Annotated in this window: 14 protein-coding genes; 11 read left to right on the top strand and 3 right to left on the bottom strand. The window is 66.3% G+C overall.

The window, feature by feature from the left end:
* The first annotated feature begins 3 nt into the window (after positions 1-3).
* The 6 genes from ACR65K_RS03710 (at position 4) to ACR65K_RS03735 (ending at position 7,096) form a co-directional block, all read left to right on the top strand.
* A complete protein-coding gene (locus ACR65K_RS03710; RefSeq protein WP_056335093.1) occupies positions 4-894 on the top strand; it encodes a F0F1 ATP synthase subunit gamma in 891 nt (296 codons plus the stop codon).
* A gap of 82 nt (positions 895-976) precedes the next feature.
* Positions 977-2,431 carry a F0F1 ATP synthase subunit beta gene (atpD, locus tag ACR65K_RS03715; RefSeq protein WP_056335096.1) on the top strand — a complete coding sequence of 485 codons (1,455 nt, stop codon included), beginning with the start codon at positions 977-979 and terminating at the stop codon, positions 2,429-2,431.
* Between the two features lies 1 nt (position 2,432).
* Positions 2,433-2,717: a F0F1 ATP synthase subunit epsilon gene (locus ACR65K_RS03720; protein WP_056335099.1), complete on the top strand. Its 285-nt coding sequence runs from the start codon at positions 2,433-2,435 to the stop codon at positions 2,715-2,717.
* 10 nt (positions 2,718-2,727) lie between these two features.
* Complete coding sequence (locus tag ACR65K_RS03725) at positions 2,728-3,159, top strand: DUF2550 domain-containing protein (protein ID WP_440151371.1); 432 nt, start codon at positions 2,728-2,730, stop codon at positions 3,157-3,159.
* Positions 3,160-3,164: 5 nt separating this feature from the next.
* Positions 3,165-4,493: an alpha/beta hydrolase gene (locus tag ACR65K_RS03730; protein WP_440151372.1), complete on the top strand. Its 1,329-nt coding sequence runs from the start codon at positions 3,165-3,167 to the stop codon at positions 4,491-4,493.
* 32 nt (positions 4,494-4,525) lie between these two features.
* Complete coding sequence (locus tag ACR65K_RS03735) at positions 4,526-7,096, top strand: phosphatidylglycerol lysyltransferase domain-containing protein (protein WP_440151465.1); 2,571 nt, start codon at positions 4,526-4,528, stop codon at positions 7,094-7,096.
* Between the two features lie 156 nt (positions 7,097-7,252).
* Here ACR65K_RS03735 and ACR65K_RS03740 read toward each other — a convergent pair whose 3' ends face one another.
* Positions 7,253-7,456 (bottom strand): cold-shock protein, encoded by a 204-nt coding sequence (locus tag ACR65K_RS03740; RefSeq protein ID WP_011692441.1) that lies wholly within the window; start codon positions 7,454-7,456, stop codon positions 7,253-7,255.
* A 305-nt stretch (positions 7,457-7,761) separates the two neighbouring features.
* A complete protein-coding gene (nucS, locus tag ACR65K_RS03745) occupies positions 7,762-8,457 on the bottom strand; it encodes an endonuclease NucS (protein ID WP_142031621.1) in 696 nt (231 codons plus the stop codon).
* A 120-nt stretch (positions 8,458-8,577) separates the two neighbouring features.
* Between nucS and ACR65K_RS03750 the strand changes: the two genes are divergently transcribed.
* Together ACR65K_RS03750 and ACR65K_RS03755 are read left to right on the top strand one after the other, a co-directional pair.
* Positions 8,578-8,931, top strand: coding sequence for an Rv1322 family protein (locus tag ACR65K_RS03750; RefSeq protein WP_440151373.1), 354 nt, complete (start codon positions 8,578-8,580; stop codon positions 8,929-8,931).
* A gap of 78 nt (positions 8,932-9,009) precedes the next feature.
* Positions 9,010-9,807 carry an alpha/beta hydrolase gene (locus ACR65K_RS03755; protein ID WP_440151374.1) on the top strand — a complete coding sequence of 266 codons (798 nt, stop codon included), beginning with the start codon at positions 9,010-9,012 and terminating at the stop codon, positions 9,805-9,807.
* Here the strand turns inward: ACR65K_RS03755 and ACR65K_RS03760 are convergent.
* Positions 9,804-11,123, bottom strand: a complete 1,320-nt coding sequence (locus ACR65K_RS03760; RefSeq protein ID WP_440151375.1) for an AI-2E family transporter — start codon at positions 11,121-11,123, stop codon at positions 9,804-9,806. The genes ACR65K_RS03755 and ACR65K_RS03760 overlap by 4 nt on opposite strands.
* A gap of 234 nt (positions 11,124-11,357) precedes the next feature.
* On the opposite strand from ACR65K_RS03760, the gene ACR65K_RS03765 reads away from it, so the two are divergent.
* The 3 genes from ACR65K_RS03765 to ACR65K_RS03775 are packed head-to-tail and all read left to right on the top strand — an operon-like array spanning position 11,358 to position 15,179.
* Positions 11,358-13,034 carry a DUF8094 domain-containing protein gene (locus ACR65K_RS03765; protein ID WP_440151466.1) on the top strand — a complete coding sequence of 559 codons (1,677 nt, stop codon included), beginning with the start codon at positions 11,358-11,360 and terminating at the stop codon, positions 13,032-13,034.
* A gap of 52 nt (positions 13,035-13,086) precedes the next feature.
* Positions 13,087-14,082, top strand: a complete 996-nt coding sequence (locus tag ACR65K_RS03770) for a tetratricopeptide repeat protein (protein ID WP_440151376.1) — start codon at positions 13,087-13,089, stop codon at positions 14,080-14,082.
* A complete protein-coding gene (locus ACR65K_RS03775) occupies positions 14,082-15,179 on the top strand; it encodes an NADH:flavin oxidoreductase/NADH oxidase (protein ID WP_440151377.1) in 1,098 nt (365 codons plus the stop codon). Before ACR65K_RS03770 ends, ACR65K_RS03775 begins: the two co-directional genes overlap by 1 nt.
* Positions 15,180-15,183: the final 4 nt, after the last annotated feature.

Here is a 15,183-nt window from a genome sequence, read left to right on the forward strand (position 1 = left end):
AGTATGGGAGCCCAGATCCGGGTCTACCGCCAGAAGATCAGCTCGACCACGTCGATGCGCAAGATCTTCAAGGCGATGGAACTGATCGCTACCTCGCGCATCGGGAAGGCCCGTGCGCGCGTAGCAGCTTCACTGCCTTACGCGAACGCGATTACGCGCGCCGTTTCTGCTGTCGCCAGCCAAAGCGAAATCGACCACCCGCTGACCACTGAGCCGGAGCAGATCCGCCGCGCCGCCGTCCTGGTAATTACCTCGGACCGCGGTTTGGCAGGTTCCTATTCCGCCAGCGTCCTCAAGCAGGCGGAAGGTCTCAACGAGCTGCTCCACGCCGAAGGCAAGGAAGTCAAAACCTACGTCGTGGGCCGTAAGGCCCAGGCCTACTTCGATTTCCGGAACCGGCAGTACGCGCGGGTCTGGACCGGAGGAACCGACGCACCAGAGTTCGCAACCGCCCGGGAAATCGGCGAAGCGCTGCTTGCCGAATTTGCCACCGACTTCGAAGACGGCGGCGTGGATGAAATCCACGTTGTCTACACCCGCTTCAAGTCCATGGTCACCCAGGAGCCGACGGTCATCCGCCTGCTCCCGCTTGAAGTTGTCGAAGAGCAGGCCGCGTCCGAATCGGATCTCCTGCCGCTTTACGAGTTCGAGCCGGAAACGGAGCGTGTTCTTGACGCCCTGCTCCCGCGCTACATCGAATCCCGTATCTTCGCAGCCATGCTGCAGGCAGCAGCTTCCGAGCTCGCCGCCCGCCAGCGGGCGATGAAGTCCGCAGGCGACAACGCGACGGACCTGATCAAGAAGTACACGCGTCTGCGCAACACGGCCCGCCAGGCCGAAATCACGCAGGAACTCTCCGAGATTGTTGCCGGTGCCGACGCCCTCGCGTCGTAGCCTCCACCGTCTCGGTTCCGCGTAACCAGCACCACCACAGATAGACTTAACCCCACGCCATCTACTGAATGAAGTGAGAGAGATGACTGCCACTGCTACCGAACACGTAGCCGCAACGTCCGGTGCAACCGGCCGTATTGCGCGCGTAATCGGCCCGGTTGTCGACGTCGAATTCCCGGCTGACGCAATCCCGTCAATCTACAACGCCCTCACCACCGAGATCACTCTCAACGGTGAAACCAAGACCATCACCTTCGAAGTTGCGCTGCACCTCGGCGACAACCTCATTCGCGCGATCTCGCTGCAGGCGACCGACGGCCTGGTCCGCGGCACCAACGTGGTGGACACCGGTGCCCCGATTTCCGTCCCGGTTGGCGACGGCGTCAAGGGCCACATCTTCAACGTTCTGGGCCAGCCCCTGGACGTTGCCGAGTCGGAACTGGAGATCAGCGAACGCTGGCCCATCCACCGCAAGGCACCGAGCTTCGCTTCACTCGAAGGCTCCACCGAGATGCTGGAAACCGGCATCAAGGTCATCGACCTCCTCACCCCGTACATCAAGGGTGGAAAGATCGGCCTGTTCGGCGGTGCCGGCGTGGGCAAGACCGTTCTGATCCAGGAAATGATCACCCGTGTTGCACGCAACTTCGGTGGTACCTCCGTCTTCGCCGGTGTGGGTGAGCGCACGCGTGAAGGTAATGACCTTTGGGTTGAAATGGAAGAGGCGGGCGTCCTCAAGGACACGGCCCTTGTCTTCGGCCAGATGGACGAGCCGCCGGGAACGCGTCTGCGCGTGGCCCTGTCCGCACTGACCATGGCGGAGTACTTCCGCGATGTGCAGAACCAGGACGTGCTGCTCTTCATCGACAACATCTTCCGCTTCACCCAGGCTGGTTCCGAGGTCTCGACCCTGCTGGGCCGCATGCCTTCGGCCGTGGGCTACCAGCCCAACCTGGCGGATGAGATGGGCCTCCTGCAGGAGCGCATCACCTCCACCAAGGGCCACTCCATCACCTCGATGCAGGCCATCTACGTCCCCGCAGATGACTACACCGACCCGGCTCCGGCCACGACCTTCGCACACCTCGACGCGACCACGGAACTTTCCCGTGAAATCGCCTCCCGTGGTCTGTACCCGGCCGTTGACCCGCTGACGTCCACCTCCCGCATCCTGGACCCCCAGTACATCGGACAGGACCACTACAACACGGCAGTCCGTGTGAAGCAGATCCTGCAGAAGAACAAGGAACTCCAGGACATCATCGCCATCCTCGGTGTCGATGAACTTTCTGAAGAAGACAAGATCGTCGTGTCGCGTGCACGCCGCATCCAGCAGTTCCTCTCGCAGAACACCTACACCGCCAAGCAGTTCACGGGCGTCGAGGGCTCCACGGTTTCCATCAAGGACACCGTTGAGGGCTTCGCAGCCATCTGCGACGGCGAGCTGGACCACATCGCGGAGCAGGCGTTCTTCAACGTCGGCGGCCTCGATGACGTTGAGCGCCAGTGGGCCAAGATCCAGGAACAGACCAAGTAATATGGCTGAGCTTGAGGTTGAGATTGTCGCAGCGGACCACTTCGTGTGGTCCGGAGCGGCCAAGATGGTCAAGGCCCGCACCAGCGATGGTGAAATCGGAATCCTGCCCGGCCACTCGCCCCTGCTGGCGATCCTGGCCGAGGGTGAACTGGCCATCCAGCCGGTGTCCGGGGACCGTATTGCGGTGGATGTGGACGGCGGGTTCTTCTCCGTTGACAACAACCGCGTGGTGATCGTTGCCGACAATGCCCAGATGGGCGGCTCGGCTACCGCTGGGATCCGCTAGCACGACCTTGATGGACGCTCTTGGTATTCCGTTCATCGCACTGGCAATCGCCTTCGGATTGCTGATTATTGCACTGTGCCTTTCGGGGGTGCGCCGCTTCAACCTGCGGCGTGCCCTCGGCACGGTGGACGCCTCCATTCGCTTGGCTGGAAACAGCTGGCAAATGGGGGTTTGTCGTTATCAGGACAATGACCTGGAATGGTTCAGGCTCATCTCCCTGAGCGTCCGCCCCAAGTACACGTTCAAGCGCAGTTCCCTGGAGCTGCTGGGCCGGCGGAAACCTACGGAGGCTGAGGCCGTCAAGGTCCAGCCGGACGTGGTGATCGTTGAACTGCGCTATGAGGGGCAGGACCTGCACCTTGCCATGAGGTTCGACGCCTACACGGGTCTTTCATCCTGGCTGGAAGCAGGTCCGGTGATAGGCGTGGGGACCTGGCGCTAGCCGACGTGGATTGGCTTTCAGACATCCGGCTCACGGACGGTCCCTTGTATGGAACCGTCCTGGTATTGGGAGCGGGCGGCGCAGCCTGGCTCCTGGTGCCGCCCTGGCGCGCCTCCATGACGCCGGGGCACCGGGCCAGGGCATGGTCGTCCCGCATCCTGGCCGCAGCGGCAGCTGCCTTTGCCCTGGTTGGGACCGTCCACTGGGCGCTGATCAATGTTTTCACCACCTTTCCCGAGGACCTGCCGGACCCCGTGCTGCTGTGGCTGGTGCCCGGCGTGGCGGCTATCGTCCTGGGCCTGTTCCGGCTGCCGCGGACAAGCTGGGGCGCACGCGGGGGAGGGATCCTCGCCGCATTGCTGGTGGTGCTGCTCTCGGCGGTGCAAATCAACGCGTATTTTGGGCTGAACAGGACAGTCAGCGATTTGCTCGGCACGGCCCAGGCCCGCATCCCGGTCCTCGAACAGAAGCTCATGCGCCTGCCGGGCCAGTCCGACGGCGTACCGCTCCAAGGCTGGAAGCCGGAGGGGGAGTTGCCGGCCGGGGGAGTCCTGCGGAAGTCCACAATCCCCGGGACCTTGTCCGGAATGAACACCCGTGACGCCTACATCTACCTTCCCCCGGCCTATTTTGCCGCGAACCGCCCTGCACTGCCGGTACTGGTCCTGGTGGCCGGCCAGCCGGGAGGGCCCGCGGATTGGCTTACCGGCGGAGCCATCCGGGGCCATATGGATTCCTTTGCCGCTGCACACGGCGGGGTGTCCCCGGTGGTGGTCATCCCGGATCCCAACGGCTCCCAGTCTGCCAACACCATGTGCATGGACAGCCGCATTGCCAACGCGGACACCTACCTCGCCCGGGATGTGCCGCAGTGGATCGGTTCCACCCTCGCCGTGGATACCAGCCACAGCCACTGGGCCATAGGCGGGTTTTCCTTTGGCGGCACCTGCGCCGTGCAGATGGGGACCAGGCATCCGGACATTTACGCCGACGTGCTCGCCTTTTCGAGTGAGGCCGAGCCCGCCATCGCCAAGGAACGGCAGAAGACCATCGACGCAGCCTTTCCGGGCAACCCTGATGAATTCACCAGGCAGACTCCACTGGAGATCATGAAACACCAACGGTTTGAGTCCAGCGGCATGTACCTCACGGCAGGCCTGAACGACCCCGAGTTCGTGGCGAACCTCCACACGCTGGCCAATGCGGCAGAGGCTGCTGGCTTCACCGTGCAGGCGCACGAGGTGGAGCACACCGGCCACTCCTGGGACACCTCGTCCAAGCGGTTCGCGGATGCCCTGCAGTTCCTTGGCACCCAGTGGGGGCTGGAGTGGTGAGCACCAGGAACCCCGACCGTACCGCCGTCCTGATGTGGGCCGCCGTCGGACGCCCTGCAGTCCGGCAGGCGCTGCTGGCGCTGAAGTCCATGCCCTTCACCCTGGGCGTGCTTGTTACCTTCCTTGCCGCCGCGGCGCTGACCGGAAGCTTCCTCGACGGGCCGCCGGAACAGCTCCTGGGACTGGCATCCGCCAGCGGCCCCGGCCTGCGCAGCGGGCAGTGGTGGACGCTGTTCACCAGCCTTTTCTTCGCCACCAACCCCCTCGCGTACCTTGCGGCGTCGCTGATGATCGTGCTGCTGCTGGGCCTGGCGGAGCGCAGGCTAGGCCGACGGGCCGCCGTCGGACTGTTCTTTGGCGGGCAGTTCGCGGCCGTCACGGTGTTCCTCCTGGTGACCCAGCTGGCCGGGTACGTGGGCGACGGCTGGCTGGACGCGATGGTGGATGACAGGCTCATCGGCCCGTACGCCCCGGTGCTCACCGCCGGCCTGGCGGCCAGTGGCCGGATCACACTGCTGTGGCAGCGACGGCTCCGCACCGTGGTGCTGACCACGTCCCTCCTGCTGGTCCTCTATGTGGGGCACGCCGAAACCGTCATTGGCCTCATCGGCGCCCTGCTGGGCCTTCTCGCAGGCTGGTGGATCCAGGGGGACCAGGGGCGGCTTCACCGTCACCGGTCCACGGGACGGGAAACCAGGAACCTCCTGGCCCTCACCGTTGCCGTGTTTGCGGTGGGGCCCATCCTGACGGGAATCACCCGCGCCCCAACCGGCCCGCTGGCCCTGTTGCGGGATGTGGTGCTGAGCCCGATGCCCACGCTGAATCAACTGATTTTCAACTGCGGCGCCACCGTTGACGCGACCTGCCTGGAAACGGGAAGGGCAGGGTTTGCCGGGCCCTTCGGCCTGGCGCTGGCCGTGGTGCCGGTCATCCTGTTGCTGATCTGCGCGGACGGCATGCGCCGGGGGCGCCGGCTGGCCCTGAACATTGCGCTGGCCATCCAGCTGGCTGTCACCGCCCTCGCGGCGGTCTACCTTGCCCTGTTCGCCCTTGTTCCCTCACGCCTGCAGGGTACCCACGCAACCCCAATGTCCTCCGCCTTCGCCCATGTGCTGCCGCTCGTGGGTGTCCCGCTGCTGCTGGCGGTGGTCCTGTGGCTGAACCGGCGGCAGTTCCGCGTGCAGACGCGTCCCGGGGCCCGGCGCACGCTCGGGGTTGTTGTCTGTGGAACCTGGCTTGTCCTGGCCGGTTCCTATACCGTGGCCTGGTTCTGGTCCGGCGGGCTGTCCCGTGACGGCGGGCTGCTGGGTCTTTTCGCCGAGCTGGCCCGGCAGTACGTCCCGGTGCCGATTCCGCAGCAGTTCCGCCGGGTCTTCCCCGAACGCGACAGTGCCGAAGCCCTGCTGTTCGCCTACTCGGGGCCGGTGTTCTGGCTCGTCGCCCTGGCGGCGGTGTTATGGGTGCTGGTGGGCCGGCATCACGGCCTCCACTTCGGGCGGCAGGACCGCAGCCGTGCCCGTGAGCTGCTCCACCAAGGCGGCGGCCCCTTGTCCTGGATGTCCCTCTGGGAGCCCAACACGTACTGGTTCAGCCCGGACGGGGCAGGCGGCATGGCTTTCCAGCAGCACGGGACCGTGGCCCTGACCCTGGGCGGCGCGTTCGGTGACCGCAAGGGGGAGCAGCGGGTGACCGAAGACTTCCTGGACTACTGCCGCAGCCAGGCCCTGATACCGGCGCTGTATTCCTGTGACGACTCCATGTGGCCCATGCTGAGGGAACGCGGCTTTTCCCGCGTGGCCGTCGCCCAGGAGACCAGGCTGGCGCTGAACGAGCTGGAGTTCAAGGGCAAGGAATGGCAGAACGTCAGGACCGCCCTCAACCGCGCCTCGAAGCTGGGGGTGCATGCGGTCTGGGGTTCCTACCATTCGCTGCCCGCAACGCTCCGGTCACGGCTGAACGAAGTGTCCGAGGAATGGGCGGCCGGCAAGTCCGTTCCGGAGATGGGCTTCACGCTGGGGGGAGTGGACGAGCTCGACGACGAGGAAGTCCTGTGCTGCCTCGCCGTGGACGGCAGCGGTGCCGTCCACGGCGTGACCAGTTGGCTGCCGGTGTACGACGGCGGGCGGCTGGTGAGCAGGACGCTGGACGTCATGCGCCGCGGGAGTGAGGGATTTCCAGGGGTGATGGAATTCCTGATTGCCTCCGCCGTGCTGGAACTGCGGGGATCGGTGGACGTCATCTCGCTGTCGGGGTCGCCGCTGGCCAGCCGGCCTGATGGCCCGCCGGATCGGGGAACACGCGCAGAGGGCACAGGCACCGAAGGAATCGGTGGGGCCGGTGACGCAGGGCAGGAGGCAGCCGATGAGGGCGCGCAGAACCTGGTCAGGATCCTGGACCTGGTGGGCCACGCACTTGAGCCGGTCTACGGTTTCCGCTCCCTGGCGGCCTTCAAGTCCCGGTTCAAGCCGGAGTACCGCGCCCTCTACCTGTATTACCAGGACCCGCTCCATCTACCGGCCATCGGCAGGGCGCTGACCCGTGCGTACCTGCCCGGACTTTCCCTGGCGCAGGGGGCGCGTCTGGTCCGCAAACTGGTGACCTGACGCTGCAACAACAGGGAACGGCCTGGTAATGGTCAGGTCGATATACGGGAAAAGCAGTATTCCCGTGGCAACAATTACGGCATAAACAAATGGTCCCCGGCATTTCTGCCGGGGACCATTTGTTTCGCTGACAGCCGCGGTGCGGCCGGGCGGGTACTAGACCAGCGTTACGCCAGTGGCCTGGGGGCCCTTGGCACCCTGGCCGATTTCGAACTGAACGCGCTGGTTCTCGTCGAGGGTCTTGAAGCCGCCGGTCTGGATTTCGGAGTAGTGAACGAAGACATCGCCATCGGAATCATCCGGGGTGATGAAGCCGAAGCCCTTTTCAGCGTTGAACCACTTGACGGTTCCCTGTGCCATTTATTTCTCCTCATTGTGGAACTTTTTAAGACCGGCACACCTCGTGCCGACCTTGGTCACTCCGCGAGAAGAATCCTGATTGCCTTGTCCCAAAGGGAGGTCCGGCGCTGCAGGAGCTTCGCGCTCGCAACATGTCTTGCGAGCATGAAAAACACCTACACAAAGACTGAGATAAGAATTTCATGCCCGTTCCCGCAGGTCAACGGCCCGAAGGACAAAAAGGACAAATTTTGGGTAAAAAACTGATGTCGCAGAAGCGGGCAGCCAGCGCCGGCAATTTAAATGGCTAAGCAGGGAAGGGAAAACTAGAAGAGGCGGGATTCGCTGTCGTCAACGCCGCGCATGGCGTCGTAATCCAGCGTCACGCAGTCGATCCCGCGGTCGTTGGCCAGCACCTTGGCCTGCGGCTTGATCTGCTGGGCCGCGAAGATTCCGCGGACCGGTGCCAGCAGGGGATCGCGGTTGAGCAGCTCGAGGTAGCGGGTCAGCTGCTCCACCCCGTCGATGTCGCCCCGGCGCTTGAGCTCGATGGCCACCGTGGCCCCGTCCGCGTCCCGCGCCAGGATGTCAACCGGGCCGATGGCGGTGAAGTACTCGCGCCTGATGAGCGAGTAGCCCTGGCCGAGCGTCTCGATCTGTTCCGCGAGCAGCCGCTGCAGGTCCGCTTCCACCCCGTCCTTGATCAGCCCGGGGTCCACGCCCAGGTCATGGGAGGACTCAGTGATTTTTTCGTGGATGTTGATGATGAGCCGGTCATCGGTCTTGGCCGACTGCACGGTCCACTGCTCCACCACGCCAAGTTCCAGGTCCACGTCGTCCGGGGACGAAACCCGCAGCGTGGCAGGCGGGCTCATCCAGTTCAGCGGCTTGTAGGAACCGCCGTCGGAATGGACCAGCACGGAGCCGTCGGCCTTAACCAGCAGGAGCCGGGTGGCGAGGGGGAGATGGGCTTTGAGCCGGCCAACATAATCAACGGAGCAATGGGCTATGACAAGTCGCACGCCGTACAGACTACCGCGTGGGCTCCGGCAGGTTATGCCCGACGGCGGGAGGTCGGGTGCGCCGGAAGGGGCGGCAGGGAGCGGGACGGGTGAGTGGGCGGGCTGGGGCAGAATGGATACATGCCGCGTTCCAACCGTCCCCGCCGTCCCGTTTCCGGCAAGGGTTCCGCATCCGGCAGGGGCGCAGGAGGGAAAAGGAGCGGCGACGTCCCCGAGCTGGACCTGGAACGCGCCCGGGCAGGGATTGCCCGGCGGGAAAGCGCCCCCGACGGCGAGTGGATGGTCCGGACCATGACCGCCAAAAATGCGGAGAAGACCTACATCTGCCCGGAGTGCTCCACCGCCGTGCTGCCCGGCGTTGCCCACCTGGTGGTCTGGAAGGATGACCATCTCTTTGGTGCGGCCGCCGGCCTGTCCGAACGGCGGCACTGGCACACCAACTGCTGGATGACCCGCAGCTACCGGTACCGCTGACCACCCCCGCCGCTGCAGGCGCCCGCCGCCGCGGTTGCGTGACGCAGCCATGTCCTCGCTGTCGCTAAGCTGGCAGGCATGACTTTTGATCCGGCGTCGTACCAATTCACCCAGTCCGGGGGCCCTGTCCCCATCCGTGCCTCCACTGTCCTGCCTGCCCGGCGCGAGAACATCGAGCTGCAGACCGGGGACGGCCACAGGCTGGTGGGCGAACTGGCGCTGCCCGAATCGGGTCCGGTCAAGGCCACGCTGATCACCCTCCATCCGCTGCCGACGCACGGCGGCTTCATGGATTCCCACGTCTACCGCAAGGCCTCCTACCGGTTGCCGGCGCTGGCGGGAATCGCGGTGCTGCGCTTCAACACGCGGGGTACCGCCTCCGCACGCGGCACAAGCAGCGGGGCGTTCGAGGAAGGGATCGGGGAGCAGCATGACGTGGAGGCGGCCGTGCGGTTCGCCGTTGATCGGGGACTTCCCAACCGCTGGCTGGTGGGCTGGTCATTTGGGACCGAACTGGCGCTGATGTACGGCGCCCTGGAGCCGGTGGCCGGGGAGATCGAGGGCGCGGTGCTGTTGTCGCCGCCGCTGCACCGGGCCACGGACAAGCACCTGCAGCTGTGGGCGGAATCGGGCAAGCCCCTGACCGTCCTGGTGCCGGAGCATGACGACTTCCTCCAGCCTGCCGAGGCCGCCGAACGGTTCCGGCTGGTGCCGCAGGCGCGCGTGGTGGGCGTGGCCGGGGCCAAGCATCTGTGGGTGGGGGAGAAGTACGCGGGCCGGGTCCTGAACGACATCGTGGCGCTGGTCAGCCCAGACCCCGGCGCAGCCCCGCTGCCGCAGGAATGGGACGGGCCGGTGGCCACTGCCGGAACTTAGTGCTGGTCCTGCCGGACGATGTAGATCTCCCGGAGCAGCAGCAGCACGGCGGCGGCGGTGGGAATGGCGATCAGGGCACCGAGCACGCCCAGCAGGCTGCCGCCGGCAATGACGGAGATCACCGCCACCGCACCGGGGACGGCAACTGCCTTCTGCATGATGCGCGGCGAAATGAAGTAGGCCTCGAACTGCAGGTAGGCGAAGTAGCAGACCGCGTAGATGGCGGCCGCCTGCCAGCCCTCGGTAAGTGATACGAGGACCACCACGATGCCTGCGATCATGCCGCCAACCAGCGGGATGAAGGCGAGCAGGACCACCACGAAGGCCAGGAGCAGGGCGAACGGAATGCCCACAATGGACATCACCACGAAGGCGAACGTCGCATTGAGGAGGGCCACACAGGCCTGGCCGATCACGTAGTTCCCCACCGACCGGGTGATTTCCTCCGAGAGGGCTGCCACCCGGTTCCGGCGGGAGCGCGGCGCCAGCCGGTAGCCCCACTTCTTCATGGCCGGCAGCGCCGCCAGGAAGTACAGGCTCAGCACCAGGACGATCAGGGTGCCGAACAGCCCGTTGGCCACAGTGGAACCGAATCCCACCACGCCGCCGAAAATACCGCCCATGGCGGCGGGATCGTTGACGAACTTGTCCAGTTCCTCGGTGATGCGGTCGCGCACGCCGAACTGGTCATCGAGGCTGCGGAAGAAGTCCGAGTCCATGAAGCTGCGCACCCAGTCCGGCGCCTGCCGCACGATCTCCGATACCTGTTCAACAATGGTGGGGATGAGCGTGGCGAAGAATCCGACGACGGCGCCCATCAGGACAGCCACGGAGACCAGGATCCCCGCGGGCCGGGGGATCCTGCGGTTCTCCAGCCAGCCCACCACGGGTTCAAGCCCCAGGGCGATGAACAGCGCCGCGACGATCCACAGCAGCAATTGCGTGGTGTGGGACCCGATCCAGTAGACCAGCAGCGCCAGGCCCACGCCCACCGTCCCCATGAAGCCCATGTACAGCGGATGCTGGGGGGACATGCGTGGACCCGGGTGGCCGAACTGGGGTTCGTCCTCGCCGCCCTGGTCCGCAGCGGGTACCTGCCCGGTGTATTCGGGGGGCATTTCGAAGCGAAGCCTGGGCTGTGCCCCCGGCAGGGGCTGGCGGAGCCTGCGGACCACCTGGCCAAGGGCGGCGGTGGCGTGACCCCTGCGGTGCGCGGCTGCTGCCATGCCGAGGGGAGGCACCGGCGCAGGGACAGGGCCCTTGGAATCCCCGGATTTTCCGGCTGCCGCCGAGGACGGGTCCGTCTTGTCAGTCACTGGTTTTGGGGGCCTGTTCCGTGCGTGGCTCCGCGTTTGCGGGCGGGTGTGATGATCATCGCAAACACTATCAGCAGGCTTGTCACCGCGAGCTGAAGCCACCATCTTGAGTCCGCCAACGGAAGGGGCGGACCGGGCAGAAAGGGGTTCGTGGTAACAAAAAGGTTACTATTGAAGGCAAACCCCCGCTGATGATAGGTGTTTCCCTTGCGTTTAAAGACTGCAGCCGCACTTGTGCTGCTCGGCCTCCTGACACTTTTGGCCGGTATCGGCCAGAGAACCATCTGGGCTCCATCCGAGACGTTCACCGCATCCGTGCCGGCCGATTCCGCCGCCGCGCCGCTGACCGTCATCGACCAGAAGCTGCGCACTCTGCACGAAGGACCGGTCAAGATCACCGTCCAGGGCGACGGAAACTTCATGCTGGCCACCGGACGGCCTGATGACGTCAGCGCCTGGGTGGGCAAGACGGCCCACAACACCATCACGGGCGTTTCCGAGGATGAAAAATCACTCCTGGTTGAGCACGCAGACGGCGAAGGCACCGCGCCCAACCCGGCCGGTTCAGACCTCTGGGTTTCCACCGAGAACGCCGGCGGCGAGCTCGACTACACCTGGACCCCGCCTGCCGACGGTGACTGGAGCCTGCTGCTCGCCTCCGACGGCACCAAGCCCGCTCCCGCCTCTGTCTCCATGACCTTCCCCAACGACACCTCCACCCCCTGGGCCGTTCCGCTGATGGTCCTGGGCAGCCTGTTGATCCTGGGCGGAATCGTCCTGGCGCTGCTCTCGGCCCGCCGGAAGGACGGCGAGGGCGGCGACAGCAGCTACGCCCGCCGTGCCCGTGAACGCAACGCCGCGCCGCAGGGCCAGGCCCCGTCGTCGTCCTCCTCTTCCAAGGCCACCATGGTGGCCGCCGGTGTGGTTGCAGCGCTGCTGGCCGGATCCGGCACCGCAGCCCAGGCCGCCACTCCCAGCCCGCAGCCGTCCGGGGGTGCCGCGTCGCCGGCCGCCAAGGAGGCAGCGGGATCGCCGGTCCTGCTGGACGCCCAGTTCCGCCGGATCCTCGAACAGGTCTCCAGCGCCACCGACGCCGGCGATGCAGCCAAGGATGCGGCCAAGCTGTCGGACCGCGTGGCGGGACCCGAACTGGAAATCCGCACCCAGAACTACAAGATCCGCTCCCAGGTGGGCTCCTACGAGCCGCGGATGCCGGTGCGCTCCACCAAGCTGCTCACCACCGTGGTCACCAGCGGCCGCGACTGGCCTCGCTCGGTGCTCGCCGTGACGCAGGGCGAAGGGAACGTGGTTCCGCAGATCCTGACCCTGGTCCAGCAGTCACCGCGCGAAAACTACAAGCTGATGGAAACCACCCCCCTTCAGCCGGGCACCACCTTCCCGAACATCAGCCGGGGCGGTACCGAGACGCTCGCCGCATCGGACAAGACCGGGCTGCTCTACAGTGGCGAGGAAGCAATGTCCGGCCTGGCTGACAGGCTCACCTCGGCGGACTCGCCGTTCAAGGACAAGCTGGTCGAAGGCCAGTCCTCGCCGTACATCGCCGACACCCTGTCCTACCAGGCCGAGGTGGTCAAGGCAGGCGAGAACGGCAACTTCTCCTTCACCCACAAGGTGGTCCCGGAGAGCACCGTGGTGTTCCGTACCTCCGACGGCGGCGCCCTGGTCCTGGGCCGGATCAACTTCGGCTTCGAAGGCACCCCCAAGGCGGCCGGTGACAAGCTGAGCATCGGCGACGACGCGGCAGCATTGGCCGGCGGCAAGGAGACCACCACGGGCATGGTCCTGAGCTTCGCCGAATCCATGGCGGTCTACGTCCCGCCCGCAGGATCCACGGACCCGATGAAGCTCGTCGCCGCCACCCGCGGCCTGGTCGGCGCCTCCTTCAAGTAGGCCCCTGGCTGTATTACCACCGGCAGCGGCCGGAGTGGCTAGAGTGGGAAACATGAGTTCGCCAGCTTCCCGCCCAGTCCCTCCTGCCGCTGCCAACCCGCTTAACCTGCGCGGCGCCGTCGACCTTTCCTCGCTGAAGCGCCCCGCATCACCCTCCGGTACTGCCGCCCCCTCCGGCCCTGCCGCAGGAGCGCCGCAGGCCTCGCAGCCGGGGGCCCCCGCGGGCGGCACCGAACTCACGGTCAATGTCACGGAGGCCAACTTCCAGCAGCTGGTGGAACTGTCCGCCCAGGTGCCGGTGGTGTTTGCCCTGTGGGCCCCCTACTCGCCCGAGTCCGGCAGGATGGTTGAGACCCTTGAGCGCGTGGTCGCCAGCTATGGCGGCCGGCTGGTCCTTGGCGCCGCGGACATCGAGGCCTTCCCGCAGCTTGCCCAGGCCTTCCAGGTGCAGGCCGTCCCCACCGCCGTCGCCGTCCTCAAGGGGCAGCCGGTGCCGCTCTTCCAGGGCGGGGCTGAGGAACAGCAGGTGCGCAGCCTCTTTGACGAACTCCTCAAGGTGGCTGCGGCCAACGGGGTTACCGGGAGCCTTGACGGCGGAGCGGGCGGAGAGCCGGAGCCTGCGCCACTGCCGCCGCTGCACCAGGCCGCCTTCGACGCCATTGAGGCCGGCGACTACGCCGCCGCTGCCGAGGCCTACCGCCAGGCGCTGAAGGAGATGCCGTCGGACCACGAGGCCAAGGCCGGGCTGGCGCAGGTGGAGCTGATGGACCGGCTGCAGTCCTTGTCGGCCCAGGACAGCGAGGCGCTGCGGGCGCAGGCCGCCGCTGAGCCGGACAACCTGGCAGCGCAGCTTGGCGTGGCGGACCTGGATGTGGCCGGCGGGCACGTCGAGGATGCGCTGAACCGGCTGGTGGCGTTCATCGGCAGGAACTTCGGCCCGGAGCGGGAGACCGCGCGGGTGCGGCTGCTGGAGCTGTTCGACGTGGTGGGCGCCGGTGATGAGCGGGTGGCAAAGGCACGGCAGGCGCTTGCCCGGGTGCTGTTCTAGTGCCGGCCCTGTTCCAGCCGCTGACGCTGCGGTCCATGGAGTTGGAGCACCGCGGCTGGGTTTCGCCCATGTGCCAGTACAGCTGCGATCCCGACGACGCTCCGGGAGTACCGAACGACTGGCACCTGGTGCACCTGGGCGGGTTTGCCACGGGCGGCGCGGCGATGATCCTCACCGAAGCGGCGGCAGTGAACGCTGCAGGCCGGATCAGTCCCCGCGACGCCGGCCTCTACAACGACGACCAGGCGGCGGCCTGGCAGCGGATCATTTCCTTTGTGCACCGGCACGGTGTTGCCGGTACGAAAATCGGCGTGCAGCTGGCCCATGCCGGGCGCAAAGCGTCCACGTACTGGCCGTTTTCAGGCAAGCACGGCAGTGTTCCGGCGTCCGACGGCGGCTGGGACACCGTGGGCCCGTCCACCACGGCCTTCGAGGGCTATGCGGCGCCTGCCGCCATGACCGGGGAACAGATCCACGGTGTCATTGCCGATTACGCCGCAGCCGCCGTCCGCGCGGTGGACGCCGGCTTTGACACCATGGAGATCCACGGGGCGCACGGCTACCTCCTGCACCAGTTCCAGAGCCCGTTGATCAACCAGCGCAGCGATGAGTGGGGCGGCGATGAAGCCGGACGGAACCGGCTCATGCTGGCCGTGGTTGACGCCGTCCGCGCCGTGATTCCCGATTCCATGCCCCTGCTGCTCCGGATCTCGGCCACTGACTGGGCACCGGGCGGCGTGGACCAGGCGGCGTCTGTCCGGCTGGCGCGGGAGGCCGCCGCGCACGGCGTGGACCTGGTGGATGTCTCCAGCGGCGGGGCAGTGGCCAACCAGCAGATCAAGCCGGGCCTGGGCTATCAAACCGGATTCTCTGCGGTTATCCGCGGGGAGGCAGGAATTGCCACCGGAACGGTGGGCCTGGTGACCACCCCGGGGCAGGCGGAACATGCCATCGCCACCGGGCAGGCGGACGGCGTCTTCATTGCCCGGGCGGCCCTGCGGGACCCTCACTGGTGGCTCCGCGCGGCATTCGACCTGGGCTATGACATCTCCTGGCCTCCCCAGTACGAGCGGGCCATCCCGCGCCGGGCCTTCTGACCGC

It is taken from the genome of Arthrobacter sp. SAFR-179 (genome assembly GCF_059414945.1).

Bases quoted from the DNA above. Each gene is read 5' to 3' on its own strand.
- ACR65K_RS03720 (WP_056335099.1), top strand. From the start codon at position 2,433: ATGGCTGAGCTTGAGGTTGAGATTGTCGCAGCGGACCACTTCGTGTGG.
- ACR65K_RS03740 (WP_011692441.1), bottom strand. From the start codon at position 7,456: ATGGCACAGGGAACCGTCAAGTGGTTCAACGCTGAAAAGGGCTTCGGC.
- ACR65K_RS03735 (WP_440151465.1), top strand. From the start codon at position 4,526: ATGTGGGCCGCCGTCGGACGCCCTGCAGTCCGGCAGGCGCTGCTGGCG.
- ACR65K_RS03755 (WP_440151374.1), top strand. From the start codon at position 9,010: ATGACTTTTGATCCGGCGTCGTACCAATTCACCCAGTCCGGGGGCCCT.
- ACR65K_RS03725 (WP_440151371.1), top strand. From the start codon at position 2,728: ATGGACGCTCTTGGTATTCCGTTCATCGCACTGGCAATCGCCTTCGGA.
- ACR65K_RS03770 (WP_440151376.1), top strand. From the start codon at position 13,087: ATGAGTTCGCCAGCTTCCCGCCCAGTCCCTCCTGCCGCTGCCAACCCG.
- atpD (WP_056335096.1), top strand. From the start codon at position 977: ATGACTGCCACTGCTACCGAACACGTAGCCGCAACGTCCGGTGCAACC.
- ACR65K_RS03710 (WP_056335093.1), top strand. From the start codon at position 4: ATGGGAGCCCAGATCCGGGTCTACCGCCAGAAGATCAGCTCGACCACG.
- ACR65K_RS03750 (WP_440151373.1), top strand. From the start codon at position 8,578: ATGCCGCGTTCCAACCGTCCCCGCCGTCCCGTTTCCGGCAAGGGTTCC.